This window comes from Microbispora sp. CSR-4, from assembly GCF_008033685.1.
GTDB lineage: Bacteria > Actinomycetota > Actinomycetes > Streptosporangiales > Streptosporangiaceae > Microbispora.
This window is the reverse complement of sequence record NZ_VJVX01000027.1, coordinates 43606-69904: the sequence shown is the minus strand read 5'-3', so window position 1 is coordinate 69904 and position 26299 is coordinate 43606. Positions and strand designations below refer to the sequence as shown.

Annotated in this window: 26 protein-coding genes; 13 read left to right on the top strand and 13 right to left on the bottom strand. The window is 70.8% G+C overall.

The window, feature by feature from the left end:
• Positions 1 to 13: 13 nt before the first annotated feature.
• From FLV34_RS20730 to FLV34_RS20715, 4 genes are all read left to right on the top strand, one after another.
• Positions 14 to 430: a hypothetical protein gene (locus tag FLV34_RS20730; protein WP_142650823.1), complete on the top strand. Its 417-nt coding sequence runs from the start codon at positions 14 to 16 to the stop codon at positions 428 to 430.
• 246 nt (positions 431 to 676) lie between these two features.
• Entirely contained in the window at positions 677 to 904 is a 228-nt protein-coding gene (locus tag FLV34_RS20725; protein ID WP_142650824.1) for a hypothetical protein, read from the top strand.
• Between the two features lie 275 nt (positions 905 to 1179).
• Complete coding sequence (locus tag FLV34_RS20720; protein ID WP_147943828.1) at positions 1180 to 1578, top strand: MerR family transcriptional regulator; 399 nt, start codon at positions 1180 to 1182, stop codon at positions 1576 to 1578.
• 233 nt (positions 1579 to 1811) lie between these two features.
• The gene (locus FLV34_RS20715; protein ID WP_205830914.1) at positions 1812 to 2273 is read left to right on the top strand and encodes an ATP-binding protein; all 462 of its coding nucleotides are present in this window, start codon (positions 1812 to 1814) and stop codon (positions 2271 to 2273) included.
• Here FLV34_RS20715 and FLV34_RS20710 read toward each other — a convergent pair.
• The 4 genes from FLV34_RS20710 to FLV34_RS20695 form a co-directional block, all read right to left on the bottom strand.
• The gene (locus FLV34_RS20710; RefSeq protein WP_142650827.1) at positions 2242 to 3267 is read right to left on the bottom strand and encodes an AraC family transcriptional regulator; all 1026 of its coding nucleotides are present in this window, start codon (positions 3265 to 3267) and stop codon (positions 2242 to 2244) included. The two genes, FLV34_RS20715 and FLV34_RS20710, sit on opposite strands and share 32 nt — an antisense overlap.
• Before the next feature lie 160 nt (positions 3268 to 3427).
• Positions 3428 to 3745: a hypothetical protein gene (locus FLV34_RS20705; RefSeq protein ID WP_147943827.1), complete on the bottom strand. Its 318-nt coding sequence runs from the start codon at positions 3743 to 3745 to the stop codon at positions 3428 to 3430.
• Between the two features lie 111 nt (positions 3746 to 3856).
• Complete coding sequence (locus tag FLV34_RS20700) at positions 3857 to 4882, bottom strand: LacI family DNA-binding transcriptional regulator (RefSeq protein ID WP_142650830.1); 1026 nt, start codon at positions 4880 to 4882, stop codon at positions 3857 to 3859.
• The gene (locus FLV34_RS20695) at positions 4866 to 7301 is read right to left on the bottom strand and encodes a glycoside hydrolase family 3 N-terminal domain-containing protein (protein WP_142650831.1); all 2436 of its coding nucleotides are present in this window, start codon (positions 7299 to 7301) and stop codon (positions 4866 to 4868) included. The genes FLV34_RS20700 and FLV34_RS20695 overlap by 17 nt, the downstream gene beginning before the upstream one ends.
• A 339-nt stretch (positions 7302 to 7640) precedes the next feature.
• On the opposite strand from FLV34_RS20695, the gene FLV34_RS20690 reads away from it, so the two are divergent.
• From FLV34_RS20690 to FLV34_RS20675, 4 genes are all read left to right on the top strand, one after another.
• Complete coding sequence (locus FLV34_RS20690) at positions 7641 to 9008, top strand: extracellular solute-binding protein (protein ID WP_261985850.1); 1368 nt, start codon at positions 7641 to 7643, stop codon at positions 9006 to 9008.
• 80 nt (positions 9009 to 9088) lie between these two features.
• Positions 9089 to 9928, top strand: coding sequence for a carbohydrate ABC transporter permease (locus tag FLV34_RS20685; protein WP_260617465.1), 840 nt, complete (start codon positions 9089 to 9091; stop codon positions 9926 to 9928).
• Positions 9929 to 9930: 2 nt separating this feature from the next.
• On the top strand, positions 9931 to 10833 hold the full coding sequence (locus FLV34_RS20680) for a carbohydrate ABC transporter permease (protein ID WP_142650834.1): 903 nt from the start codon (positions 9931 to 9933) through the stop codon (positions 10831 to 10833).
• Positions 10834 to 11283: 450 nt separating this feature from the next.
• Entirely contained in the window at positions 11284 to 12996 is a 1713-nt protein-coding gene (locus tag FLV34_RS20675) for a glycosyl hydrolase family 18 protein (RefSeq protein WP_147943826.1), read from the top strand.
• Positions 12997 to 13076: 80 nt separating this feature from the next.
• Here FLV34_RS20675 and FLV34_RS20670 read toward each other — a convergent pair whose 3' ends face one another.
• Genes FLV34_RS20670 through FLV34_RS41690 form a run of 7 tightly spaced genes read right to left on the bottom strand, consistent with a single transcriptional unit; the run spans position 13077 to position 20627 of the window.
• Positions 13077 to 13988 carry a formylglycine-generating enzyme family protein gene (locus FLV34_RS20670; RefSeq protein WP_185949066.1) on the bottom strand — a complete coding sequence of 304 codons (912 nt, stop codon included), beginning with the start codon at positions 13986 to 13988 and terminating at the stop codon, positions 13077 to 13079.
• Positions 13988 to 15406, bottom strand: coding sequence for a sulfatase (locus tag FLV34_RS20665; RefSeq protein ID WP_147943825.1), 1419 nt, complete (start codon positions 15404 to 15406; stop codon positions 13988 to 13990). Before FLV34_RS20665 ends, FLV34_RS20670 begins: the two co-directional genes overlap by 1 nt.
• Positions 15403 to 16872: a sulfatase-like hydrolase/transferase gene (locus FLV34_RS20660; RefSeq protein WP_260617467.1), complete on the bottom strand. Its 1470-nt coding sequence runs from the start codon at positions 16870 to 16872 to the stop codon at positions 15403 to 15405. Before FLV34_RS20660 ends, FLV34_RS20665 begins: the two co-directional genes overlap by 4 nt.
• Positions 16873 to 16880: 8 nt before the next feature.
• Positions 16881 to 17873 carry an aliphatic sulfonate ABC transporter substrate-binding protein gene (locus tag FLV34_RS20655; RefSeq protein WP_142650843.1) on the bottom strand — a complete coding sequence of 331 codons (993 nt, stop codon included), beginning with the start codon at positions 17871 to 17873 and terminating at the stop codon, positions 16881 to 16883.
• Entirely contained in the window at positions 17870 to 18655 is a 786-nt protein-coding gene (locus tag FLV34_RS20650) for an ABC transporter ATP-binding protein (RefSeq protein WP_142650845.1), read from the bottom strand. The genes FLV34_RS20655 and FLV34_RS20650 overlap by 4 nt, the downstream gene beginning before the upstream one ends.
• Positions 18652 to 19452, bottom strand: a complete 801-nt coding sequence (locus FLV34_RS20645; protein ID WP_222709568.1) for an ABC transporter permease — start codon at positions 19450 to 19452, stop codon at positions 18652 to 18654. Before FLV34_RS20645 ends, FLV34_RS20650 begins: the two co-directional genes overlap by 4 nt.
• The gene (locus tag FLV34_RS41690; protein WP_147943823.1) at positions 19452 to 20627 is read right to left on the bottom strand and encodes an ROK family transcriptional regulator; all 1176 of its coding nucleotides are present in this window, start codon (positions 20625 to 20627) and stop codon (positions 19452 to 19454) included. The genes FLV34_RS20645 and FLV34_RS41690 overlap by 1 nt, the downstream gene beginning before the upstream one ends.
• Positions 20628 to 20753: 126 nt before the next feature.
• Between FLV34_RS41690 and FLV34_RS20635 the strand changes: the two genes are divergently transcribed.
• The 5 genes from FLV34_RS20635 to FLV34_RS20615 all read left to right on the top strand — a co-directional run bounded on the left by FLV34_RS20635 (position 20754) and on the right by FLV34_RS20615 (position 24599).
• A complete protein-coding gene (locus FLV34_RS20635) occupies positions 20754 to 22715 on the top strand; it encodes a family 43 glycosylhydrolase (protein WP_147943822.1) in 1962 nt (653 codons plus the stop codon).
• 117 nt (positions 22716 to 22832) lie between these two features.
• Positions 22833 to 23213, top strand: a complete 381-nt coding sequence (locus FLV34_RS20630; RefSeq protein WP_147943821.1) for a hypothetical protein — start codon at positions 22833 to 22835, stop codon at positions 23211 to 23213.
• A 7-nt stretch (positions 23214 to 23220) separates the two neighbouring features.
• A complete protein-coding gene (locus tag FLV34_RS20625) occupies positions 23221 to 23535 on the top strand; it encodes a hypothetical protein (RefSeq protein ID WP_142650848.1) in 315 nt (104 codons plus the stop codon).
• A 138-nt stretch (positions 23536 to 23673) separates the two neighbouring features.
• Entirely contained in the window at positions 23674 to 24093 is a 420-nt protein-coding gene (locus FLV34_RS20620; protein WP_142650849.1) for a hypothetical protein, read from the top strand.
• Positions 24094 to 24275: 182 nt separating this feature from the next.
• Positions 24276 to 24599 (top strand): hypothetical protein, encoded by a 324-nt coding sequence (locus FLV34_RS20615; protein ID WP_142650850.1) that lies wholly within the window; start codon positions 24276 to 24278, stop codon positions 24597 to 24599.
• A gap of 7 nt (positions 24600 to 24606) precedes the next feature.
• Here FLV34_RS20615 and FLV34_RS20610 read toward each other — a convergent pair whose 3' ends face one another.
• On the bottom strand, positions 24607 to 24966 hold the full coding sequence (locus FLV34_RS20610) for an STAS domain-containing protein (protein WP_260617468.1): 360 nt from the start codon (positions 24964 to 24966) through the stop codon (positions 24607 to 24609).
• A gap of 260 nt (positions 24967 to 25226) precedes the next feature.
• Complete coding sequence (locus FLV34_RS20605; RefSeq protein WP_261985849.1) at positions 25227 to 26267, bottom strand: small ribosomal subunit Rsm22 family protein; 1041 nt, start codon at positions 26265 to 26267, stop codon at positions 25227 to 25229.
• Positions 26268 to 26299 lie beyond the last annotated feature (32 nt).

Sequence of the window (26299 nt, the reverse complement as noted above, 5' to 3'; positions counted from 1 at the left end):
TCGAAGGAGAGCCATGACCCCCCTGCAGCTCAGCCAGCCCACCCAGATGATCGCCGGCGCCGTCCTGCTGACCATCGTGACCATCGAGTTCGGCGGGTGGTTCCTCACCCGGATCGTCCGCGGCGCGGTGCCGATGACGCCCTTCCAGCAGGCCTTCGCCCGAGCCGGCCACGCGCACGCGGGGGTGCTGGTCATCCTCGGGCTGGTGGGCCTCCTCTTCGCCGACGCCACCGGTCTCGACGGTGCCGCCCTGTGGACCGCCCGGCTCGGCGTGCCGCTCGCGGCCGTGCTGATGTCCGCCGGATTCTTCCTGTCGTCCATCGGACGGGACGTGACCCGGCCCAACCGCCTGATCGTCCTGCTCTGGCTCGGCGCGCTCTGCCTGGCGGCGGGCGTGCTGACCCTCGGCGTCGGCCTGCTGACGAGCTGACGGCCGTCCCCTCGGGGACTGCCTACTCTGACGTCAGAGTAGGGTGAGGCTGGTCACATGGTTCTCCCGGCCGACGCGCCACCGTCCCGCCGACGTCTCCTACGACGTCCCGTCCTCGCGCCCCGCGTCGTGACCGCCGGAAGGCCAGGTATCCGGGCGGCCTCGCCGCCCGCCGGGGCCCGCTCGCGTGGGAACGTCCTGCGCGGCGGGTCCGGCCACACGGGATCGCACGTGGAGAGGAGGACGATGTCCGTCTACCGCGTCAGGATGTACAGCGGGTTCCAGCGCACCCTCACCGCCGACCGGGTCGTCGTCAACGGCGACAACATCTGTTTCGAGCGGAGTAGGAACGGGTCCTGGGTGGCGGCGCTCCAGCTGCCGACGCAGCTGGTCACCCGGGTCCGCCGGAGGTGCGTCCAGCCGGACGGCACGGTCACGTGGAACGTCGAGAAGCCGGAGCCCAGCACCTACTGATCGAGCTCCTGCTCCCAGATCATTGCTCCATAACCTTCCGTGAGAGTAGAGTCTGGCCCGCTTGCGGTGGGACTCCGCTTCGCCGCGTGCTCACCCATCGCAGGCGTCAACGCCACCGCACGGCCCGCCTGGCACCTTCCCCCTCGCCGGGCGCGCCGTCGCGGTGGGAACCGGCGTTGTTCTGCGAAACTCCACCCGTACGTAACGGTAGGCCGTGAGTGGCGACGTACCCGCGAGAGCTTTGACCGCGGGGGGTAGGAAAGGTGAGCGGAGCGATGCCTGAAGGTCTGGTGCAGATCGGCGAGGTCGCCGAGCGGCTCGGGCTGTCTTTGCGCACGATCCGCCATTACGAAGAGGTCGGCCTGGTCGTGCCCGCCCGCACGCAGGGCGGTTTCCGGCTCTACAGCGAGGAGGACGTGCAGCGCCTGGCGATGATCCGGCGGATGAAGCCGCTGGCGTTCACGCTGGAGGAGATGCGCGACCTGCTGGAGATCACCGACCGGCTCGCGCGCGGCGACGACGATCCCGGCCTGGTCGCCCGGCTGCAGCTCTTCGAGCGGGCGGTCGCGGAACGCGCCGACAGGCTGCGCGAGCAGCTCGCGATGGCCAGGGAGTTCGCCGAGCAGCTCCGGCGTCAGCGGTTGAGCGCCCCGAAGCCGACGCCCGCGCACTGACCTTTCCCGTCTCCCGGCGGCCCCGGCCGTCCCGCGGGCCCCGCGGGACCCGTACGGACCGGAGCCCGCACAGGCGTCCGGGTAATGGTTCGTTATGCGGATACCCGCCCTCGCCTTGGGGATAGCGACCATTCGTATGGCCTGCCTAATCTGCGATAAGTGACGCTCTTTCCGACCGTTTGACGCACCGCGCATGGAAGGGCGGGGCGCTTCGCCACGGAAGGTGCCCGCTGGTGACCAAGGAGCACGACACGATGAACTCGCAGACCATGGACCGCGCCGACGTCCGTACGGACGAGTCGGTCCTCGACGAATACACGTGTCCGGTGCCGCACACTCCACAGGAGGTCGGCGCCGTACGACACCGCGCGCTCGGCGTGCTGACGGCCTGGGGGACGCCCGGGACCGCCGCGCAGGAGGCCGTGCTGGTGATCTCCGAGATGGTGACCAACGCCGTGCTCCACGCCCTGCCGCCGGCCGAATTCCGGCTCCTCCGCTGCGCGGAGGGCGATCACGACATCATCCGGGTCGAGGTCACCGACGCCGGGGCGGCCCCGGTGTGGCCGGGTGCCGAGGCGGCCCCGGGCGAGTGCGGGCGCGGCGGCGTCGTCGTCGACGCCCTCGCCATCCGGCACGGCGCCCGGAGCGGGCCCTCCGGCACGATCACCTGGTGGGCGGACCTGCCGGCCCGCTGAGAACATCCCGCGTTCCGCGGCGCAGCGTCTCCGACGGGGACTCCCCGAAACGCCGGCGGTAGGCGAGCGCGAACCGCCCCAGATGGACGAACCCCCAGCGATAGGCGACGTCGGTGACCGTGGTGGCGCCCGGATCCCCGACCATGAGCTCGGCCCGCACCCGGTCGAGGCGCACTTCCCGCAGGTAGCTCATGGGCGTCGTCTCCAGCTGACGCCGGAACCCCTCCTGAAGCGCCCGCGCGCCGACGCCCACCGCCTCGGCGATCTCCTCCACCGTGAGCGGTTCCGCCGCCCGCGCCTCGATCAGCTCGACGGCCCGTTCCACCGCCGTCGGTGCGACCCGGGGCTGGGCGCCCGACAGCGCCTCGCTGTAGTTGCTGGGCTGGGCCAGCAGCAGCTGGGTCATCAGCAGCCCCTCCAGCTGCCGGAGCGCGACGGGCTGCTCCAGCATGGCCCCGCCGGTTTCGGCCTCCCGTCTGAGCAGCTCGACGACCGAGAGCCATGACCGTACGGGCGGCCGGGTCAGGTCCATGCCGAGGGAGAAGGTGAGCGGCCTGCGCGGGGTGCGCCCCATGAGCCTGCCGAGGTGGGCTTCGAGCGCGGCGCGGTCGAAGCGGACGATCAGCGACTCGAGCCCGGAGGGCCACCGCATGCACATGGGCCGGGTCAGCGACAGCACCGAGGCGAGCTCGGGCGTCGCCACGATCCGCTCCCGGCCTTGCGACACCTCGGCGGCGCCGCTCAGCGGGATCTCGACGAGCAGATAGTCGTCCACCGGCTGCGGTGTGATCAGCACCTCCGTGCCGTAGCCGAGCGAATAGAGCCCGACTCCGTCGAACGCGACCCCGTTCAGGCGGGCGTCGAGCCGGATCTCCGGATCCACCGGGCGCAGTCCGTGGACGCCGAGGTCGTTCCCGACCAGTCTGCAGGCCTCGTCGACGTCGTGTGTGCGCAGCCGCAGGTGTGCGGCGAGTGGTAGCGACTGTTCGGCCATCTTCCGCCTCCCCCCGCGGCGCAGGCCCCCGTTCCCGCAGGTCGCGGGCACGATTCAAGCCTATGTGATCGGCTGGGACACGGCCGCGGTGCGGACCGCCAGGGCGCGCTCAGATCACCCGGAGGCCCGAATCACCCGGACCCTCAGATCAGCCGGATGCTCAGATCACGCGGCGGGAGACGATGCCGGTGCCGACGTCGTGGCCGCACCACAGGCGGAAGCGCTCTCCGGGGCGCAGATACAGGACCGCGTCGTCGTCGTTGGTCGCGATGGTCACCACGTGCAGGCGGTCACCCGGGATCAGCGGCTCCTCGTCGTCCGACGTGATCGCCGCCTGGAAGGGATGGCTCGCTCCGCTGCCGTACTCCCCCGCGTCGGCGCAGATCACCAGCGACTGTGTGCGGGAGGGCAGTTCGTGCGGCAGGCCACCCTGGTCGGAGGGCAGGAGCGAGATGAGTGCCTTTGCCTGGACGGTCATGGAGACCACCAACTTTCCCGCGTCAATTGCACGGCATCATGTGCACGGCATCGTTTGCACCGCATCGTTTGCACTGTGCAACGTTCGCTCCGGCCGATTGCTTCCCGGGGCTCACCCTCCAGTGTGCGCCGCAGGTGCGGTCGAGCCGCGCACCACCAGCTCCGTCGCGAGCTCGACGTGATGCGACTCGACCTGCTCCCCGGCCGCCAGGCGCAGCGCCGTACGGACCGCGACGGCGCCCATCTCCCGCAGCGGCTGCCGCACGGTGGTCAGGGGCGGCGAGGCCATCCGGGCGATCTGCGTGTCGTCGAAGCCCACGATGCTGAGGTCATCGGGCACGCGCAGCCCCCGGGCCCGGGCCGCTTCGAGCACGCCCAGCGCGATGTCGTCGCAGCCCGCGAAGATCGCCGTGGGCGCCTCCGGCAGGTCGAGCAGGGCCGCCCCGCCCGTCACGCCGTCGTGGTAGTGGAAGGTTCCGGCCCGCGCGTACCCGGGCAGGACGGGCGCGCCCGCGGCCTCCATCGCGGCCCGATAGCCGTGCAGCCGGGCCTGGTTGCAGGCCGCGGTGGCCGGGCCGCCCAGATAGGCGACGCGCCGGTGACCGAGCGCGAGCAGGTGCTGCGTCGCGGCCATGCCACCGGCGAAGTTCGTCGAGCCGACGCTGGTCACCCGGGCCCTCGGCAGGTTCAGCGGGTCGATCACGACGAGGGGCAGCCGCGCCCGGGCCAGGGCGGTGAGCTGCACGGCGGTCAGCTCGCCGGTGACGGCGACCAGCGCCCGGCGTCCGGCCGCGACCAGGTCACGCGCCCACCCTCCCGTGCGGTCGGCGTCGCGCCGGATGCTCACCACCACGGCCACGTCGAGATCGGCCCCGGCCTGCACCGCGCCCTGGACGATCTCGGTGGAGTACGCGTTGAGGTCCGCGTCGAACTCCACCTCGATCGTGTCGGGCGCGGTATCGCCCCGGCGCTGCGGCGGCGCGATGTAGTTGTGCTGCGCCAGCAGCGACAGCACCAGGGAACGCGTCTCCGGCGCGACGTCGCTGCGGCCGTTGAGCACCTTCGACACGGTCGCGACCGACACCCCCGCCGAGGCCGCGACCGTGGCGAGTGTGGCCCGCCTACGACTGGGCGGCATCTGTTCCTCCCTGATCGGGGCTCTCGGCCGGTCGCACGTCCACGGGGGTGACGAGCCGCCGGTCGTGGCCGACGTGGCGCAGCGGGCCGGTCAGCCGCACCCGGCCCCGGCACGGCAGGTCCGACGCGGAGGTGCCGACGTAGACGTCGATGTCCCCGGGCTCGACGATCCGCCGCAGGTCGCGGCCGGTGAAGGCGGTCCTGTCCGCGTGCACGGTGAAGGTCGCCCGCGCGCTCTCGCCGGGTGCGAGCCGCACCCGGGCGAACCCGGCGAGCTGCCGCATCGGCCGGGTCACCTGCGCGAGCACGTCGTGCAGGTAGAGCTGGACGACCTCCTCGCCCGCCCGCTCGCCGGTGTTGCGCACCCGCACCGACACGGTGAACTCCCCGTCGGTGGGCACCTCCTCGCCATCGATCTCCAGGTCGCCGATCTCGAAGGTGGTGTAGGACGCGCCGTAGCCGAACGGGAACAGCGGGGTCGGGTCGATGTTGCTGATGCCGTGGCTGTCGGAGCCCAGCGGCGGCTGCAGGTAGGTGCCCGGCTGCCCGCCCGGGGTCCGCGGGATCTGCACCGGCAGCTTCCCGCTGGGCTGCACGCGGCCGGACAGGACGCCGGCGATGGCCGCCCCGCCCTCCTCGCCCGGCATGAACGCCTGGACGAGCGCGGCCGCCCCCTCGCTGACCCGCCCCAGCGCGTACGGCCGGCCCGACACCACGACCACCACGACCGGCGTGCCGGTGGCGGCCAGCTCGACCAGCAGGTCCTCCTGGACCCCCGGCAGCCTCAGGTCCTCGGCGTCGCAGCCCTCGCCCGAGGTGCCCTGCCCGAACAGCCCGGCGAGGTCGCCGACGACGGCCACGCACAGGTCGGACTCACGGGCGGCCGCGAGCGCGGCGGCGAAACCGGAGCGGTCCTCCTCCCGCCAGTCGCAGCCCCGCTCGTGGACGATCTCGGCGTCCGGCAGCTCGGCCCGCAGCGCGTCGAGCAGGCTCGGCGCCTCCAGCCCGAGCCCGAGCTTCGGATAGCGGGGCAGCACGTGGTTGGGGAAGGCGTAGCAGCCCATGAACGTGCGCGGGTCGTCGGCGCAGGGCCCGACCACGGCCACCCGGCGGGGCCCCTGGCGCCCCTCTCCGAGCAGCGGCAGCGCGTCGCCCGCGTCGAGCAGCACGATCGACCGCTCGGCCAGCTCCCTGGCGAGCGCCCGGTTGGCCGGAGAGTCGAGGTCCACGGCGTCCGCGCCGGCCACCGACCCCTCCGGCGTCCAGTCCGGGTCGAGCAGCCCGAGCTGCACCTTCTGGGTGAGCAGGCGGCGCGCGGCCCGGTCGACCAGTTCCTCGGGCACCTCGCCCCGCCGCACCCGCTCGGCCAGGTGCCGGCCGTAGCCGAGCGTGTCGGGCAGCTCGACGTCGATGCCCGCGGTCAGCGCGAGCACCCCGGCCTCCTCGTGGTCCGCGGCGACCTGGTGCATCTTCGCGAGGAACGCGATCGCCCAGTAGTCCGACACGACCGTGCCGGTGAACCCCCACTCGTCGCGCAGCACCTCGGTCAGCAGCCACGGGTCGGCGGCGGCGGGCACGCCGTCCACGTCGGAGTAGGAGTTCATGACCGAGCGCGCGCCGCCCTCGGCGATGGCGGTCTCGAACGTCGGCAGGATCATGTCCATCAGCTCGCGCCGGCCCATCGGCACCGGGCCGTGGTTGCGGGCCGCCCGCGACGCGGAGTAACCGGCGAAGTGCTTCAGGGTGGCGATGATCCCGGCGCTCTCCAGGCCGCGTACGTAGGCGGAGCCGAGCATCGCGACGAGGTACGGATCCTCGCCCATGGTCTCCTCGACCCGGCCCCAGCGGTAGTCGCGCACCACGTCGAGCACCGGCGACAGGCCCTGGTGGGCGCCCACGGCCCGCATGTCCCTGCCGATCGCGGCGGCCATCCGCTCGACCAGTTCGGGATCGAAGGTCGCGCCCCAGGCGATCGCGGCCGGATATACGGTCGCACCATAAGTCGTGAAACCCGTGAGGCATTCCTCGTGGACCAACGCCGGGATGCCGAGTCTGGAGTGCTTCACCACCTCGCGCTGCAGCCGCACCACCTCGGCCGCGCCCTCCGCCGGAGTCACCGGAGCACTGCCGAACACCCGGGTCAGGTGGCCGAGCCCATTGCGTGCGGCCTCCTCTATAGGCACCGTGCCCGAGGCGGCGAAGACGTCCTGCATGGGGGCCACATTGAGCGCGTTCTCGGGCTCGATCTCCTCCTGCGCCTGCATGTCGTTGCCGATCCACCTGCTGCCGAGCTGGCCGATCTTCTCCTCAAGCGTCATCTCGGCGAGGAGGGCCTCGACCCGATCGGCCACGGGGAGTGTCCGGTCCTGCCATGCCCGGAGCGTCCCGTCCGCCGTGTGCGTCCGATCTGGGGCCGTCATGTGCTCTCCTCAAAAAGGTTTCGAAACATTTCGGCGTCCGGGGCGGTTCTATCGCTAAACTTTCGGTCAACCGTGATCGCCGAGCGTGACGCCTGTTCGTCGGTACTTTACACACGCCTCACGTCAAGCTGGGGAGGTCGTGAGAGCGCTCTTGACAGTGAGGTATCGCAAATCTAGATTGGCGTGCCACGCGGCTTGTGTCGAAATGTTTCGAACGAGCTGACTTCAAGAAGGAGTGGACTGTGGCACCGGGGTGCCGATCCACGTCGCCCCCCTGCCGCGTCCGAGTTTTTTCAACGAGCCGCGGCCAGCCTCGGCGTTCGACGTACGGAGATCAGCGTGGAGTCCAGGACACCATCCCGCCGCAACTTCCTCACCCTCTCCATGGGCCTCCCCCTCGGTGCCGCGTTGGCGGCCTGCGGCACGTCCGGTCCAGCCCCTTCCGGCGGCGGATCCGGTGGCGGTGCCGCCGGCGGCGACGGGGGCGGGGGCGGCGGCAAGGCCACCTACTGGTTCCTCCAGGGCCCGCCCGGAGAAGCCCCCCGCACCGCGGCGGTGGAGCGGTTCAACAAGGCCAACCCCAACGGCCAGATCGCGATCACCACGGTCCAGAACGACGCGTACAAGACGAAGATCAAGACGGCGATCGGCGCGGGCCAGGCGCCCACCATCATCTGGGGCTGGGGCGGCGGCGGTCTGCGCAGCTACGTGCAGGCCGGCCAGGTCGAGGACCTCACCTCGTGGTTCGACGAGAACGCCGCCGTCAAGGACCGGCTGTTCCCCGGCGCCTTCGGCGCCGCGACGATCGACGGCAAGATCTACGCGATGCCGTGCGAGACCGTGCAGCCGATCGTCCTGTTCTACAACAAGAAGGTCTTCGAGAAGGTCGGGGCGCAGCCGCCGCAGTCGTACGGCGACATCCTCGACCTGGTGAAGAAGTTCAACGACGCGGGGATCGCGCCGTTCTCCCTCGCCGGCCAGTCGCGCTGGACCAACATGATGTGGCTGGAGTTCCTCTTCGACCGCATCGGCGGCCCCGAGGTGTTCCAGGCCGTCTTCGACGGCGAGAAGGACGCCTGGAACAACCCCGCCTCCATCGAGGCCCTGACCAAGATGCAGGAGCTGATCAAGGCCAACGCCTTCATCAAGGGCTTCTCCTCCGTCACCGCCGACTCCAACGCCGACCAGGCGCTGCTCTACACCGGCAAGGCCGCGATGATGCTGCACGGCAGCTGGTCGTACGGCATCCAGCAGGAGCAGGGCGGCGACATCGTCTCCAGCGGCGGCCTCGGCTGGATGAACTTCCCCGGCGTCGACGGCGGCAAGGGCGACCCGAGCAACACCGTCGGCAACCCCGGCCAGTACCTGTCGATCTCCTCCAAGGCGACCCCCGAGCAGAAGGAGATCGCCAAGAAGTTCTTCGCCACCGGCGTGCTCGACGACGAAGAGCAGAAGCAGTGGGTCGAGACCGGCGGTGTGCCGATCGTCAAGGGCTCCGACAAGCTGTTCGCCGGCTCCAAGGACGCCGAGTTCCTGAACTTCGTCTACGGCGTCGCCAGCAACGCCAAGGTCTTCGCCCAGTCGTGGGACCAGGCGCTCAGCCCGACCGCGGCCGAGGTGCTGCTCGACAACATCGCCAAGCTGTTCCAGCTGTCGATCTCGCCGCAGGACTTCGCCACGAACATGAACGCGGTCATCGGTAAGTAAGCATGGCTGCTATTTCCGCTCGAAGGACGTCGCCCGCCGCCGCTTCGCGCCGCGGCGGCGGCGTCCTGCCATGGTTGGCCGTGCCGGCCCTGGTGGCCTTCGCCGTCTTCGCGCTGATCCCACTGATAGGTGTGCTGCTGCTCAGCTTCACCTCCTGGGACACGCTGGGCGAGATCCAGCTGACCGGGTTCGACAGCTGGCGGCAGGTGCTCACCGACCCCGGCCTGCCGCACGCGCTGTGGGTGACGTTCCTGATCATGCTGCTCTCCTGGGGCTTCCAGACCCCGGCCAGCATCCTGATCGGCGTGTTCCTGGCGGGCCACCAGCGCTACCGCGAGCTGCTCGCAGTGCTGTACTTCATCCCGCTGCTGCTCAGCTCCGCGGCCATCGCGATCACCTTCAAGGCGCTGCTCGACCCGAACTTCGGCCTCGGCGCCGGGCTGGGCATCGACTTCCTCACCCAGGACTGGCTCGGCGAGCCCGGCCTGGCCTTCGGCGTCGTGATCTTCGTGGTGTCGTGGCAGTACATCCCGTTCCACTCGCTCCTCTACCAGGGCGGTGTGCGGCAGATTCCGCGTTCGCTCTATGAGGCCGCGGAGCTGGACGGCGCGGGGCGCGTCCGCATGTTCTTCAGCATCACGCTGCCGCAGCTCAAGTACACGATCATCACGTCCTCGACGCTGATGCTCGTCGGCTCCCTGACCTTCTTCGACCTGATCTTCGTGCTGACCGAGGGCGGTCCCGGCGACGCCACCCGCGCGCTCGCGCTTGACATGTACAAGCGCGGCTTCCAGGCCAACCTCATGGGCGCGGCCTGCGTGATCGGCGTCATCCTCGTCCTCGTGGGCCTCGGCCTGGCGCTGCTGCTACGCCGCATCGGCGGCCGCGACCCCTACGCCAGTCAGTTGGAAGGGGCCTGACCGTGACGGCGACCCACACATCGAGGGCGGCCAAGCGCCCCGCCACGTCCGGGGCGCACGGACGCCGTCCGGCGAAGAGCCGGCAGCGCCCGAACTGGCTGGGTGGGCTGGTGGGCTGGCTGTGGCTGGCCATCGTGATCATCCCGATCTACTGGATCGTGATCACCAGTCTGAAGACGCAGTCCAACTACTACCTGACCAACCCGTTCGCGCCGCCCAGCGATCCCACGCTGGACAACTACCGTCTCGTCATCGAGATGGACTTCCCGCTGTACTTCCTGAACAGCCTTCTCGTCGCCATCGGCACCGTGATCCCGTCGGTGCTGTTCTCGTTCATGGCGGCGTACGCGATCGTCCGCAGCAGTGGCGCCAGCCGCTTCCTGCGCGGCGTGAACTCGCTGTTCCTCATGGGCCTGGCGATCCCGCTGCAGGCGACGGTCATCCCCGTCTACCTGATCATCATCAAGCTGCACCTCTACGACTCTCTGACGGGTCTGGTGCTGCCGTCGGTCGCGTTCGCGATCCCGCTGTCGGTGCTGGTGCTGTCCAACTTCATCAGGGACGTGCCGAAGGAGCTGTTCGAGTCGATGCGGCTCGACGGCGCGACCGAGTGGAAGACCCTGTGGGGCCTGGCCTTCCCGCTCACGCGACCGGCCGTGGTGACGGTGTCGATCTACAACGCGCTGCAGGTCTGGAACGGGTTCCTGCTGCCGCTGATCCTCACCCAGAGCCCCGACAAGCGCACGCTGCCGCTGGCTCTGGCGGCGTTCCAGGGCGGCCCGTACGGCGTGAACGTGCCCGCCGTTCTGGCCTCCGTCGTGCTGACCATCCTGCCGATTCTGATCCTCTACACGGTCGGCCGCCGTCAGCTGCTCAGCGGCCTGACCGCCGGCTTCGGCAAGTAGCCGGGAGTCTCACGCTCCGCCGTACAGACGGCCCAGGTCGACGAGCTCCACGTCGGGCCGTCTGTCGGCGAGGCGGAGCAGCGCGGGGGAGAACCCCGAGCGCGCGAACAGGAGCAGCTTGGGAGTGCGCCGACCTTGCCGCTGGGCAGCAGCCCGCGCAGGTGTTCCAGGCGCTCCAGCCGAGGCACGTCGACCGGTGCCTCCGTGCACGTGGCCTCCCCGATCGCAGACGCCCAGGAAGTAATGATGGGCGCGACTATCACAGGTGCAGCCATCATTCCGGGCCCCACCACTTCGGGTTCGGGTCTTGTACGGCCGTCTTTCCGGGGTTACGCTCGCGCCAAAACTATTAGGAAACTTTCCTAAGAGAGGAAAGGTCACGCGACCGGCCGTCGTGTCACCCGACGCCTTTTCGCGGACGCCGATCGGCACCCCGGAAGGACGGCATTGATGAGGAAACGGCTGCTCAGCGCGGTGTTGCTCGCGTTGGGCCTCTGTCTGGCAGGAGTCGGAGCCGGCCCGGCCCCCGCGTCGGCCGCGCCCCGCGCGGTGCTCGCGTACGCGGCCTGGGCGCCCAACACCTGGTACGCCGTGGGCGCACGCGTGACGTACGACGGCACCGACTACGAGTGCATCCAGGCGCACACGTCGCTGACCGGCTGGGAGCCGCCGATCGTCCCGGCGCTGTGGAAGCCGATCGGCGGCAGCGGCGGCGACACGACGGCCCCCAGTGTCCCGGGCGACCTGCGGGTGACCGGCACGACGTCGAGCAGCGTGTCGCTCGCGTGGAACGCCTCCACCGACAACGTCGGCGTGACCGGCTACCAGGTCTTCCGCGGCTCGCAGCTCGTCACCACCGTGACGGGGACGACGTACACCGACGGCGGCCTGGCCTCGGGCACGACGTACAGCTACACGGTCAGGGCGCGGGACGCGGCGGGCAACGTGTCGGCGGCGAGCGCCGCCGTCTCGGCCACGACCGGCGCGGGCACCGGCACGCCCGGGCAGCCCGGCGCCCCCTCGGTCACCGGCACCACCGGCACGTCGATCTCGCTGTCGTGGGGCGCGTCGAGCGGCGCCGTGACCGGCTACCGCGTCTACGAGGGCACACTCCAGCGGGCCCAGGTCACCGGCACCACCGCGACGATCGGCTCGCTCGGCGCCTGCACCACCCACACCTACACCGTCAGGGCGTACAACTCCGCGGGCGAGTCGGCGGCGAGCGCCGCCGTCACCGGCACGACCACCGGGTGCTCCTCGGGCGGGGCGCTGCCCCGGCACATCCTCACCGGCTACTGGCACAACTTCGTCAACCCCGCCGTCGAGCTCAAGCTGTCGCAGGTGCCGCGCGACTACGACGTCGTCGCGATCGCGTTCGGAGAGGCGACCACCACGCCGGGCCAGGTGACGTTCGCCCTCGACTCCGGCCTGGCCGCCGCCGTCGGCGGATACACCGAGGCCCAGTTCAAGGCCGACGTGCAGGCGCTCAGGCAGCGCGGCCAGAGGGTCATCCTCAGCATCGGCGGCGAGGCGGGCCGCGTGCAGGTGGCGAGCTCGTCCGCGGCCACGGCGTTCGCGAACTCGGTCTACTCGATCATGCAGAGCTACGGCTTCGACGGCGTCGACATCGACCTGGAGAACGGCCTCAACGCCACCTACATGGCCCAGGCGCTGCGCGACCTGCGGGCGAAGGCGGGCTCCGGGCTGATCATCATGATGGCCCCGCAGACCATCGACATGCAGTCGACCGGCATGGAGTATTTCAAGCTCGCCCTGAGCATCAAGGACATCCTCACCGTCGTCAACATGCAGTACTACAACTCCGGCACGATGCTCGGCTGCGACCAGAGGGTCTACGGCCAGGGGACGGTGGACTTCATGACCGCGCTGGCCTGCATCCAGCTGCAGAACGGCCTGCGCCCCGACCAGGTCGCGCTCGGCCTGCCGGCCGGTCCCGGCGCGGCGGGCGGCGGCGTCGTCTCCCCCGGCACGGTCACCAACGCCCTGAACTGCCTGGCGCGGCGCACCGACTGCGGGTCGTTCGTCCCCGCGCAGGCCTACCCCGACATCAGGGGCGCGATGACCTGGTCGATCAACTGGGACGCCGCGAACAACTGGAACTTCTCCAGGACCGTCAAGCCGTTCCTCGCCACGCTCCCCTGAGCCCCTGAGCCCCCGAGCACCTGAGCCGGGGAACCCCTGAACCACCGGACGCCCCGCACCCGGCGATGCGGGGCGTCCGGTCACAGAGCGACCGTACGGAACCCGGCGTTGGCCATCGAGGAGTCGGGAGTGTTCGACGAGCGCGCCGAGTTCCGGTAGCGGTTGCAGTAGGAGTCGTGGCACAGGAACGAGCCGCCGCGCAGCACCCGGGCCCTGCCGCGCAGCGGGCCGCGCGGGTTGTCCGAGGGCGAGTAGACGTAGTAGTCGGGCGCGTACCAGTCCGCGCACCACTCCCAGACGTTCCCCACCGTCTGCCACAGCCCGTACGCGTTGGGCGCGAACGCGCGCACCGGAGCGGTCGTCAGATAGCCGTCGTCCAGGGTGTTCTCCGTGGGGAAGACGCCCTGCCAGATGTTCACCCGCCACTCGTCCCGCGGCAGGTCGTTCCCCCACGGGTAGCGGGCGCCGTCGAGGCCGCCCCGGGAGGCGTACTCCCACTCGGCCTCCGTGGGCAGCCGCCTTCCCGCCCACGAGCAGTAGGCCATCGCGTCGTTCCAGCTCACGTGGACCACTGGGTGGTCGGGCTCGGCCTGCGACAACCGTCCGGCGGGGTGCCGCCAGTCGGCGCCGCGCACGCCCACCCACCATGGGGTGCCGGGCACCGGCCCCATCACGTCGTCGGGGTGGGCGCGCATCGCCAGATGGAAGACGGCGGAGAAGCCGTACTCCTCCGCCTCGGTGCGGTAGCCGGTCGCGTCGGCGAAGGCGGCGAAGTCCGCGACCGTCACGGTCGTGGCGTCGATCGAGAACGGCGCCACGGTGACCGCGTGGACGGGCCCCTCGCCGTCGCCGGGGTTGCCGTCGCCGGTGGCGTCGCCCATCCGGAACTCGCCGCCGGGCAGGCGCACCTGCTCGACCGCATGCCGTCCCTCCGCGGTGAAGCGCACCGGCTCCTGGGGCAGTCCCGGGGTGGCGGGCGTGCAGCAGGACATCAAATACCCTCGGGGACCGGCTGGCTGGGGTGCGGCTCGTCGCCGAGGGCCGCCTGGGCGTGCCACATGCGCACCTTCATCTCCTTGCGGATCTCCCGGTAGGCCGGGTCGTCGTAGACGTTGCGCAGCTCCTCCGGGTCGGCCTCCAGGTCGTACAGCTCCCACTCGCCCGGGTACGTGAACGCGCCCGTGCCGGGGATGCCCATGCCGTCGTTGTAGAAATAAATGATCTTGTAGCGGGACGTCCGGTAGCCGTAGTGGGCCGGCGCCTTGTGGAAGACGTCGTCGTGCTCCCAGTAGCGGTAGTACATGCCCTCCGCGGGCGGCGGGCCCGGCTCGCCGGTCAGGTCGGCGAGGAAGCTGCGGCCCTGCATCCGGGGGTGGTGCGGCACCCCGGCGGCGTCCAGCACGGTCTGCGCGAAGTCGACGTTCGTGACGATCCCGGTGTGCACCTGGCCGGCCGGGATGCGCCGCGGATAGCTCAGCACGAGCGGCATCCGCAGCGATTCCTCGTACATGAACCGCTTGTCGAACCAGCCGTGGTCGCCCAGGAAGAAGCCCTGGTCGGAGCAGTACATGAGCAGCGTGTCGTCGAAGTCGCCGCGCTCGCGCAGCCAGTCGACCACCCGGCCGACGTTGTCGTCCACCGACGCGACGACGGCCAGGTAGTCCTCCATGTAGCGCTGGTATTTCCACAGCGCCAGCTCCTCGTACGACAGCCCCTCCGGCGGGTCCTGCTTGAGGTCCTCGGCGTTGAGGTGCTCGGCGATCCGCATGGCGGCCCGCCGGGCCGACGACGAGCGTGTCGCGTAGTCGTCGTCGAACGTGGACGGAACGGGGATGGGGTCGGTGTACATCCCCGCGTGCTTGTCGTCGGGCTCCCACGGGCGGTGCGGCGCCTTGTGGTAGATCAGCAGGCAGTAGGGGTCGTCGCCGTCGAGCGAGTCGGCCCAGCTCAGCGCCATGTCGGTGATGAGGTCGGTGGCGTAGCCGGGGACGGTCCGCAGGCCGTCCTCCGACAGGAACGACGGGTCGAAATACTCCCCCTGCTCGATCAGCACGTCCCAGTAGTCGAACCCCTGGGGGTTGTGCCCCGGGCCGTCCCCCATGTGCCACTTGCCGACGATCGCCGTGCGATAGCCGGCCGCCTTCAACTGGCTCACGAACGTCGGCTGCGCCGCGTCGATCGGCGTGACCAGCGTCGAGACGCCGTTCACGTGCGAGTAGGTGCCGGTCAGGATGCTGGCCCGGCTCGGCGAGCACAGCGCGTTCGTCGCGAAGCAGTTGTCGAACCGGACGCCGAGGTCCGCGATCTCGTCGATCCGCGGCGTCCGGTTGACGACCGAGCCGTACGCGCTGACCGCGTGCGACGCGTGGTCGTCGGTCAGGATCATGACGATGTTCGGACGCCTGCTCATCGGTAGGTCGCCTCGTCAAGCCCGCTCAACGTGGGGTCGTAGGAAACGTCGCCGACGTCGTACATCGAGGTCATCCAGTGATAGAAGTTGTCGCCCCGGTCGCGCAGCACCTGGTAGAGCCGCCGCATCAGCCGTCCGCGCACCTCCGCCATCTCGGGGTGGTTGTAGACGTTGAGCAGCTCGTCCGGGTCGGTGAGCAGGTCGTACAGCTCGTTGGTGGAGTCGGGGTTGACGACCAGCTTGTAGCGGTCTGTCCTGATCATCCGCTGCGGGTACGGGAAGTGGTGCCCGTGGAACTCGCAGACGATGTCCTCCTCCCACGGCACCTCGCGGGTGGAGGCCAGCGGCACGAGGCTGCGCGAGTCGACCGCCGGGGCGGGGTCGATCCCGGCCAGCTCCAGGATCGTCGCCGTGCAGTCCAGCAGGCTGACGAACTCGGTGCGGACGACCCCGGGCTCCTGGCCGGGGATCCGCAGCAGGCCGGGCGTGCGGTAGATGTCCTCGTACATCGCCGGGCCCTTGTCGTGCAGCCGGTGGGCGCCGGTGAACTCGCCGTGGTCGCAGGTGAAGAACACGGCCGTGTCGTCGTCCAGGCCGAGGCGCCGCATGGCGTCCATGACCCGGCCGATCTCCATGTCGATGAGCGCGACGTAGCCCCAGTAGACCGCGATGAGCTTGCGCGTCACCTCAAGCGGCATGGTGTCGAACGTCCAGTGCGCGCTGTAGTTGGCCTGCACCGGCGGCTTGCCGGCGAAGGTCTCGGCGATCGACTTGGGCAGCTCTACCAGCTCCGGGTCGAACATGTCGAAATACTCGTCCGGCACGATGTACGGCAGGTGCGGCCCGAAGAAGTTGAGCTGCAGGAAGAACGGCTTCGGCTCGGCGGCGTACCGCTCCAGCATCTCGATCGCCCGGGTGGCGAGGTAGTGCTCGAACGTCGCCTCGACCGGCTGGCGCAGCCGCGCGGCGAGCAGGTTGCCCGGCCCGCCGTTCGGCAGCGTGCCGCGGATGCGGTCGTGGATCTCGTACGGCGGCAGGTCGTTGGCCTTGAGATAGTCCAGGTAGTCGGGGTGGTCGACGGGGTTGTGCCACCCGGGCAGGTCGGGCCCGTCGAACCCGAAGTCGGCCGCCCGCCGGTGGTGCCCGACGTGCCACTTGCCGATGAGCCCGCAGTTGTATCCGGCGTCGCGCAGGGCCGTGGAGAACGTCCACTGGTCGCCGGGCAGGTCCTCGATGTAGCCGACGTTCCGCTCGTGGTTGGCGAGCAGCTTGTGCCGGAACGGCGCCTGCCCGGTGAGCAGGCTCGCCCGCGCCGGCGTGCAGATCGCGGTGGGGGTGTACCAGCGGTCGAATCGCGTCCCGGTCCGGGCCAGCTCGTCCAGCACCGGGGTGGCGGCGAGGCGGTTGCCGTACGCGCCCAGGGTGTCGGCCCGGTGCTGGTCGGTCATCAGGAACAGGACGTTCACCGGACGCGTCATTGGGCGGCGCCCGTGAACAGATCGCCGGTGTAGTACGTCTTCGGGTCGACGGCCGAGGGCAGCTTGCCCGCGCTGACGAAGTAGTCGCCCATCCCGCTGAGCCACTTGTCGATCGTCCCGTCCTTGGTGTAGCCGTCGAGGTCGGACAGCGACAGCACCTTCGAGTTCGCGGCGTCGGCCTTGACCTGGTCGGCGGGCAGCTTCAGCATCTCGGCGGTCGCGGCCACGGTCTCGTCGAGGTGCTCGCTGCGATATTGGATGGCGTCGCGCAGCACGCCGATGACCTTCTCGGTCTTGTCCTTCTCCTTGGCGACGACGTCGTTGCCGGCGACGAACGCGGTCGGGAACGACACGGTGTCGGCGAAGTCCTCGTTCTTGGCCAGCTCGACCAGGTCGGGCACGGTCTTCTTGATCGTGGAGATGGCCGGATACCAGAAGCCTGCCGCGTCGATCTGCTTGGAGGTGAACGCCGACACGATCGTGGACGCGTCCATCGGGACGATCTTGACGTCGTCCTTGGTCATCCCGGCCTTCTTCAGCGCGAGGGTGAGGATCATGTCGCCGGAGGTGCCCTCGGGCACGCCGATCGTCTTGCCCTTCAGCTGGTCCATCGACGTGATGCCGGCCTGGGCGATGACGCGGTCGGCGTTGCCGAGCGTGTTCAGCGCGACGACCTTGGCCTTGCCGGACGCGGGGAGCCACATGGCGCCGGGGCCGATGTAGCCGAAGTCGAGGTCGCCGGTGCCCAGCGCCTGGATCTGCAGCGGGCCGTTGGTGAACACGCTGACCTTGGGATCGAGGCCGTGCTTCTTCCACAGGCCCTGCTTGTCGGCGACGGCGAGCAGGCTCGCGCCGTTGAAGTCGGCGATGTAGCCGAAGTTCACGTGGGTGGCGCCGTCCGCACCGCCCGACCCGGCGGAGTCCGACCCGCAGGCCGCCGCCGACAGTGCCATGACGACCGCCGCGGCGGCCAGGAGGGTCTTCTTCATTTCGCGGGCTCCTTGATCTGCCGCTGGTGGTACACCGCATGCCAGACGCGGTTGCGCAGCGCCCCGAACTCGGGGCTCAGCCGCATGTCCTCGTCGCGCGGATAGGGAAGATCGACGTCGATGATCTCGGCGATGCGGCCCGGCCTGGCGGCCATGACGACCACCCGGTTGGCGAGGAACACCGCCTCGTCGACGTCGTGGGTGATGAACATGACCGTCCGCCGCTCCTTGCTCCAGGTCTCCAGGAGCTGCTCCTGGAGCCGCACCCGGGTCAGCGCGTCCAGGGCGCCGAAGGGCTCGTCCATGAGCAGGATCGACGGGTTCACCGCGTACGCGCGGGCGATCGCGCAGCGCTGCTTCATGCCGCCGGACAGCGTCTTGGGCAGCGCGTCGGCGAACTGCTCCAGGCCGACCAGGCGGATGAAGTGCTCGGCCCGCTCGCGCCGCTCCGCCTTGGGGACCTTGGCGGTGCGCATGCCGAACTCGACGTTCTCGCGGACGGTCAGCCACGGGAACAACGCGTACTGCTGGAAGATGACGCCGCGCTCGGGGCCGGGGCCGGTGACCGGCTTCCCGTCCACCAGCGCGGCGCCGCCGGTGGGCTGCTCCAGCCCGGCGAGGATGTTGAGCAGCGTGCTCTTGCCGCAGCCGGAGGGGCCCACGACGGTCACGAACTCGTTGTCGGCGATGTCCAGCGAGACGCCGCCGAGCGCGACGAACGGCTCCTTCCCCACCGGGAAGACCTTCTGCACGTCGCGTACGGAAATCTTGGGAGTGCTCATCGGTTCTCCTGCCAGGCCGTCAGCTTGTTGCCGGCGATCATGAGCAGCCGGTCCATGATCAGGCCGAGGACCCCGATCGCGATGATGCCGACGAAGATCGTCGGAAGGTCGTAGTAGAGCTGCGCGCTCTGCATCCGGTGGCCGAGCCCGGCCTGCGCGGCCAGGAGCTCGGCGGCCACCAGCGTGCCCCAGGCCGAGCCGAGCCCGACCCGCATGCCCACGAGGATGAACGGCGTCGAGGCCGGCACCACGACGCGGCGGAAGATGGTCCCGTCGCCCGCGCCGAGCACCCGCGCGGCGTTGATCAGCGTCTTGTCCACGTTGACCACGCCCTGGTAGGTGGAGATGACGCAGGACAGGAACGCCGCCAGGAAGATGACGAAGATCTTCGGGCTCTCGCCGATGCCCATCAGCACGAGCACCAGCGGCAGCATCGCCAGCGGCGGGATCGTGCGGAAGAACTGGATCCACGGCTCGAACAGGCCGCGGGCCACCGTGTACCACCCCATGACGAAGCCGACGATCACCGCCGCGACCGAGCCGAGGGCGAACCCCGCGAGCACGCGCCCGAGCGAGGCGCCGACGTCGGTGGCGAGCGTGCCGTCCTGGATCATCTTCCAGGCGGCAGAGACGACCTCGGCGGGAGTGGGGAACTGGAGCCCGGCCAGGGACAGCCCCCACCAGATCGCGATCCCGGCCACGATCGAGATGATGTTGAGGACCAGGAAGGTCCGGTTCTTGCGCGGCCGGGCGGGGGCGTTGCCGTCCCTCGTGGCGCCCGCACTGGTCACGGCCACTATCGGCCTCCGTCCGTCGTGACGTTCGCTTCGTATCCGGCGAGCAGCGGCGACTCGTGGAACAGGGCGGCGATGGCCCCGCGCGCCCCTCCGTCGTCCGAGAGCAGGGCGGGGCGGATCACCGGCGCCGCGTCGGTGCGCCACGACAGCTCGTAGGTGACCGTGTCGGCGACCTGGCGCAGCAGGGCCGGAGCGACCCGGATGATCTCGCCGCCGAGCACGATCTCGTCGGGGTTGAGTGTCATGGCCGCCGTGCCGAGCACCCGGCCGACCGCCGTGCCGGCCTCGCGGAGCACCTGGTCGACGGTCGGATGGGCGATCTCGACCGCGGCCTTCAGGTCGTCGAGCGTGTCGACGGGCACGCCCAGCTCGCGGCACCGCCCGAGGATCGCCGGCACCGACGCCACGGTCTCCACGCATCCGTTCTTGCCGCACCGGCACCGCGCGCCGCCGGGGACCGCGGTCACGTGGCCGAGCTCCCCCGCGTAGCCGTTGGCGCCCTTGACGAGCTGCCCGCCCACCACCAGACCGCCGCCGACGCCGTCCGAAAGGCGCAGGTAGATGAGGTCGCGTACGGAGTCGGACTGGGCGTGCAGTGCCTCGGCCAGCCCGGCGAAGCGCACGTTGTTGTCCACGATCACACCGGCGTGGAAGCGGGTGGCGAACCCCTCCGCCACACCGTCGGCGCGCGAGCGGTCGCCCCAGCCCGGCACGCCGACGGCGATCGCCTGAAGCGCGCCGTAGTGGACGCCGGTGTCGGCGCTCAGCCGGTCGATCAGCGCGAGCCCGGCGTCGAGGCGCTCGGGCCACTGCGCCGACTCCTCATAGCGGGCGGTCCCGGACGCGATGATGTCGTGCGCGGCATCGGCCACCAGGACGTTCACGCGGCGGTGGCCGAAGTCGACGCCCATGTACTGCCCGGAGGCCGGGTCGAGCGCGAGCCGCTCGGCCGGCCGGCCGCTGCCGACCCGCTCCACGGCGTCGGTGTCGACGACGCGGATGGCCCCGCGGCCGAGGAGATCGCTGGTGATCTCGGAGACCGTGGTGCGCGACAGGCCGACCCGGGCCGCGATCTCGTTGCGGCTCTGTGCGCCGTTCTGGCGGAGCACGCGCAGCACCCGCTCCTCATGGGAGCGGCGCACGAGGGCATGCACGCCGTTGGGGGTCGGTGACACGCTGGAAACCTAAGGTTCGCCCGTTTTTTACGTCAACCATCCGACAAAAAGAATCGGTAAATCTGCCCGAGGCCTGACGAAACCCTCTGACCAGCACGGACACCTCCCCGACACACACACCAAGGCATCCTGCCGCATCCGCCTGAAGCTCCTGAGGCCGCTGGGGCACGGGATTACCACCTGACGTACGCGCTCTCCACGGGCGGCGTCGGGCTCGCGACCGGCCCGCACCCGACCGGGCCCTGGACCGACCACGGCATGATCGTCCCCGCGGGCGGCAGCGGCTGCCCGACGGGCAACATCGACCAGGCCATGTTCACCGACGTCAACGGCGACAACTACCTCTACTGGGGCAGCTACGACACCATCTGCGGCGCGAAGATGAACGCCGAGGCGACCGCGGTCACCGGCCCGGTCACGCAGATCGCCCGCGGACGCCGCATGGAGGGCGGCTTCGTCGTCCGGCACGACGACAGGTACTACCTGTTCTACTCCGACGCCGGGTGCTGCGACGGGGCGTTCAGCGGCTACACGGTCAAGGTCGGCCGCGCCGACAGCCCCCTCGGGCCGTTCACCACCCCGACCGGTGTCGACCTCATGGACCTGACCAGCAAGGACGGCATCGTCCTCGCGGCCAGCGGCAACGGCTGGGTCGGCCCGGGCCACAACGCCGTCCAGACCGACCTCAGCGGGCAGGACTGGCTCGTCTACCACGCGATTCCCTCGTCGGCCCCCGAGTTCGGGCCGGTCACGACGACCTGGGGCACGACGATCAGCAACCTGAGCCGGCGTCCCCTCATGATCGACCGGCTCGACTGGATCGACGGCTGGCCGGTCGTACGGGCCGGGGCCGGGCCGTCCACCGGGGCGCAGCCTGCGCCGGTCACCACCTGGACCGTGGGCGGCACGTTCAACGAGGGCAAGGCCGGGTGGACCGGGCCGTGGAAGCTCGCCTCCGATCCCGACTCGCTCGGTCACCTCACCGGCAAGGGCTCGACCAGCGAGCTCAGCGACGACCTGGTCCGGGGCGACGTCCGTGTGGAGGCCGACCTGCGGCTGCGCGAGAGCGGCACCGCCGCCGGGCTGATCATCACCCGCGAGAACGGCGCGAAGGACATCACCGCGTGGCTCGACCGCGAGCGCGGCGAGCTCGTCGTCACGGCCAAGGTGCACGGCAGAACGACGACGGCGCGCAGCCCGCTGCCGTCCACGTTCGACTACGGCTCCTGGCACAACGTCGCCGCCGAGCGGCGCGGCGACGCGCTGACCGTGTCGGTGTCGGCCGACCGGCTCGGCGACCCGGTCGCGATCGTCTCCATGACGCTGCCCGCGGACGCCCCCGCGTCCGGCGCCATCGGGGTGACCACCCGAGGTCCGGCCGACGCCGACAACGTGGGCGCCGCGCCGCTCTACCGGCCGGTGACCGAGCGGGTGCCCGACCCCGTCCTCGGCAGGCGGCTTCCGGCGTACTCCGACGAGTTCGACGGCACCGGCTCGCCCACCGGCTGGACGAAGGTCCGCAACCCGTCGGCCACCCTGTCGAACGGCTCCCTCGTCTGGCCGACCCAGAACGCCGAGCTGTTCCAGGGCGACAACACCGCGTCGATCCTGCTCCGCGACGCGCCGCAGGGCGACTTCGCCGTCGAGACGAAGCTCACCTTCGACGGCACGAAGGGCAACCAGCAGGCCGGTCTGCTGCTGTACGAGAACGACGACCGGTGGCTGAAGCTGACGCACACGGTCCTGCCCCTCAACCAGGGCAACGGGGCGGTGCTGCACCAGACCGAGTTCGGCAAGGAGGGCCCGCGCCCCGGCACCACCCCGCCCACCGCCGTCGCCAACGCGCCGATGTTCGGCGGCCCGGCCGCGCAGACCACCTGGCTGCGACTGCTCTACCACTACGACCAGGAGAACGGCGAGCACGACGTCAGGATGGCGTCGAGCACCGACGGCACCCACTGGATCTGGGGCGGCACCTGGTCGCTCCCGCGCACCGGGCCGGTGCGGATCGGCCTGATCTCGATGAACGCGGCGGGCGCCACCGCGACGTTCGACTACCTGCGGACCTACGAGGTGACCAGCCGATAACCGGCGACCGGCCGCCCCTTCACCGGAGGGGCGGCCGTTCCATGCCCGGGGAATGATCCGCTGCGAATTCCCCCGGAGCCGGGACGCGGGCACGCGAGCGGGGTAGGAGGCACGTCGATGCCGATCATCCACACCCGCATGCGATCCCCTGGCGCCCTTCGCCGACGGCCCGCGCCGGCCCCGGCCCTGGCGCTCGCCCTCGCGCTCGCCCTTGCGCCGGCTCTCACTCTGGTCGCACCGCTGGACGCGTACGCCTCGGGCGGCGACGGCAACGGGAACCGCTCGGCCGTACGCGTGGGCAACGGCTCGGAAAACCGCAACCTGGTGACGATCGGCAGCACCCGCCTGCGCGGCGTCCTCCACCAGTTCTCGTCGGGCGTGGGCGGGGTCAGCAGCGTGCAGGGCGGCCTGTGCCGGCCGCGCGGCCGGTTCTGCACGCTGTCGCAGCACATCAAGTCCCGCGGCCCGGCGGGCGACGAGTCCGAAGGCGGGCGGTGAGCCGCTGATGCGCGGCGGTCTCGCCCTGGTGGCGGCCACGGTGATGACGGCGGCGCTGGCCGCGCACGCGACGGTCGCGCACGCCGCCACCCAGACGGCAGGGAGCGGCGACCGCAACGGCAACACCGCCGGCGTCCGCGTCGGCAACGGGATCCGAAACGTCAGCCAGCTGACGGTGGGCAGCGCGCGGAACGGGTCCGGCATCCAGCACAGGACGATCGGCGTCGGCGGCGTGGCGAACGGGCAGAGCATCATCTGCCGCCGGGGAGCGCGCCTCTGCAAGCTGACCCAGCGACTGCGGGGATCGCTCCAAGAGAGCTAGGTCGGAAGATCCTTACGTTGGGGGGTCCTAATCCTCCTTCAGTGACCGTGACGGGCGCGTGCGTGCGGGGTAGATGCCCGGCAGATCCACACACGGACGGATCTGTTCGACGGTCACCGGGGGAAGGCACAGGAGAACATGGCTCGTCACAGGGCTCATCTCAGGGCTCACGACACGAGACGGCACGCGCTCACCAGCTCCGCGGCGCGGCTGCTGGCGCTGACCGCGCTCGCGGTCGCAGGCGCGGGCGTCGCGCTCTCTCCGCTGCTCTCCCCCGCCGACGCGGCGACCCTCCGGGGGCGGGGCGGCGGTGGCGGCGGGAACGGCGCCGATTCGCGGTACGTGTTCAACAACGGCCAGAACAACCTGAACTCCCTGCTCGTCGGCGACGCGTGGAACGCGGCGGGCACTCAGCAGATCGTCTCCGGCGTGGACGCGTCGGTGAACACCCAGGCGTCCAACTGCAGGCGCAGGCCCGGCTGCAAGGGCGCCCAGAACCTGCGGGGCCACATGCGGAGCTCCCCCAGGACGAGCGGCACGGTGATCATCGGACGCTGACACCTCGGGGCCGACGCAGCATCGGAGGCCGACACAGCATCGGAGGCCGACGCAGCATCGGGCGCCGACGCGCGGCGAAACGGCCGAGAACATGGCGGGACACGGACGCGGGAAGACGCCGTCCGCGCCCGGCCGGACGCTACGGTGTGACGAGATTCCGGGCGGGCGGACGGGTGGTGGCGATGCTTCTTTCACACAGCGCATCTGGGCGTGTCCCGCTGTTCGCCGTCGTCCTCGTCGCGGCCGCCGCCGCGCAGGCCCTGCTCACCGCTCCCGCGTACGCGCGGGCCGGGCGGGGCGACGGGGACGGCCCCACCTCCGTAGGGAACGGCACGCGCAACCGGAACATCGTCAACCTGCACAGCCCCACCCGCAATCGCGGCCACCAGCACACGGCGGCCAGCACCGCGGGCGGGGCCACCAACGTGGAGGACGGTTTCTGCCGCCGCACCAGGAACTGCGACATCAAGCAGAACATCGTGGTCGCCGTCGCCGCGCCCCTGTGAACGACCTCTATTCGCTCAGCGCGCGTACGGCCTCTTCCGGGCTGTCGTAGAGGGACAGCAGCTGGTCGAGGCCCATGATCTGGAAGACCCGGGCGATGTCGGAGTGCAGACCGGCCAGGAGCAGGGCGGCGCCCACGTCGGCGGCGCGCTGGTGGGCCGCGACCAGTGTGGCGATGCCGGTGGAGTCGCAAAAGGTCAGGCCGGACAGGTCGACGACCAGGCCGGAGCCGGGGCCGAACTCGACCTCCTCCAGGGCCGCCCGTAGGCGTGGGGTGGTGTGATGGTCCAGGTCACCGGTCACGACCAGCAGGCGCGGCCCGGAGACGGGCGACTGGAGGCTGACGGTCAGACCGTTGTCATGCTGCACCGAGACTCCCGGAGGACGGCGTTCGAGTTGCGGGTGGCACGGCGTGCGGCCGCGAGGCGGCTCGCCTCCGTGGGAGAGGCGAGCGACATCGGTCTGCCGGACGCTTCGTCGACGGTGCTGACGTCGAGCTCCTTCCGTCGCACCGGGCCGGGGCCCTGGGATGTTCCGCCTGGCCGGTGCGTGATGCGCCCATCCTATGGAACGGCCGAACCGTGTTGCCCATACCTGACGGACGCTTCCCTAACCGGGCGGAAGCGTCCCTAACCTGCCGGGCTCGCGCTTTCCCGGCCGATGGGCCAGGCGTCACCCCAGACGGCGTCGCGCGCCTCGCGGTAGGTCTCGCCCTGCCGCTTGGAGACCGGGCGGTCGGCCAGCCCGTCCTCGGCCGTGCACAGGCGCAGCGTGACCAGCCCCTTGCGCTTGACGGGGTGGCGGAGGATCCGGCTCTCCGCTCGCGGCGATGGCCGGGCCGACGCCGCGACATAGGAGAACTTCTCGTCTTCGAAGCTCAGCGTGCCGTCCTTGATCCGCCGGTGCAGGGCGGTGCGGTTGAGCCGGACCGCGAAGTGACACCAGTCCTGGCCGGGGCGGATCGGGCACTCGCCGTCGTGCGGGCAGGGGGCGACCACGTGCAGGCCCGATGCGGCCAGCAACCGCCGGGCCGCCGCGATCCGGGCATATCCGGCGGGCGTGCCGGGCTCGACGATCACGAGCATGCCCGCTCCCCGGGCCGCTCCCTTGGCCGCTCCCTGGGCCGCTCCCCGGGCCAAGGTGCCGACCACGTCCTCCTGGACGGCGGGCGACAGCTCGCCGAGCACATAGGACATCGTGACCAGGTCGGCCGTCGGCGCGGGCGCGCTCCGGTCGACGAACGCCTGCTGCCAGCGCGCCTCGCGTACGGCCACGGCGGGCGCGTGCCCGGCCAGCCGGCGCCCGAAGGCGATGGCCGAGGGTGACTGCTCCAGCACGGTGGCCGTGCGCAGGGTCGGCCAGACCGCGCTCGCGGCCCACAACGCGCTGCCGGTCCCACCACCCACGTCCATCTGCGTCTCCGGCGCGAACCCGGGGGCCAGCAGGGCGACCTGACGCAGCGCGGCGCGCACGGCGCTGTAGGTCGCCGGCATGCGATAACCGGCGTACGCCGCGACCGCGGCCTCCGTGCCCAGCGCGGGCACGCTGCGGTCGAAGCCCTCCCGATACTGGCGGATCAGCGTCTGCACGCTCCGCGTCAGCTCGGTCGTGGGGAAGCGGCCCAGCGACGCTTCGAGCGCGTCGTCCAGGTCGTCGGGCAGGGTGGACACGGCGTTCATGATGACACGGCGTTCCCGCAGCT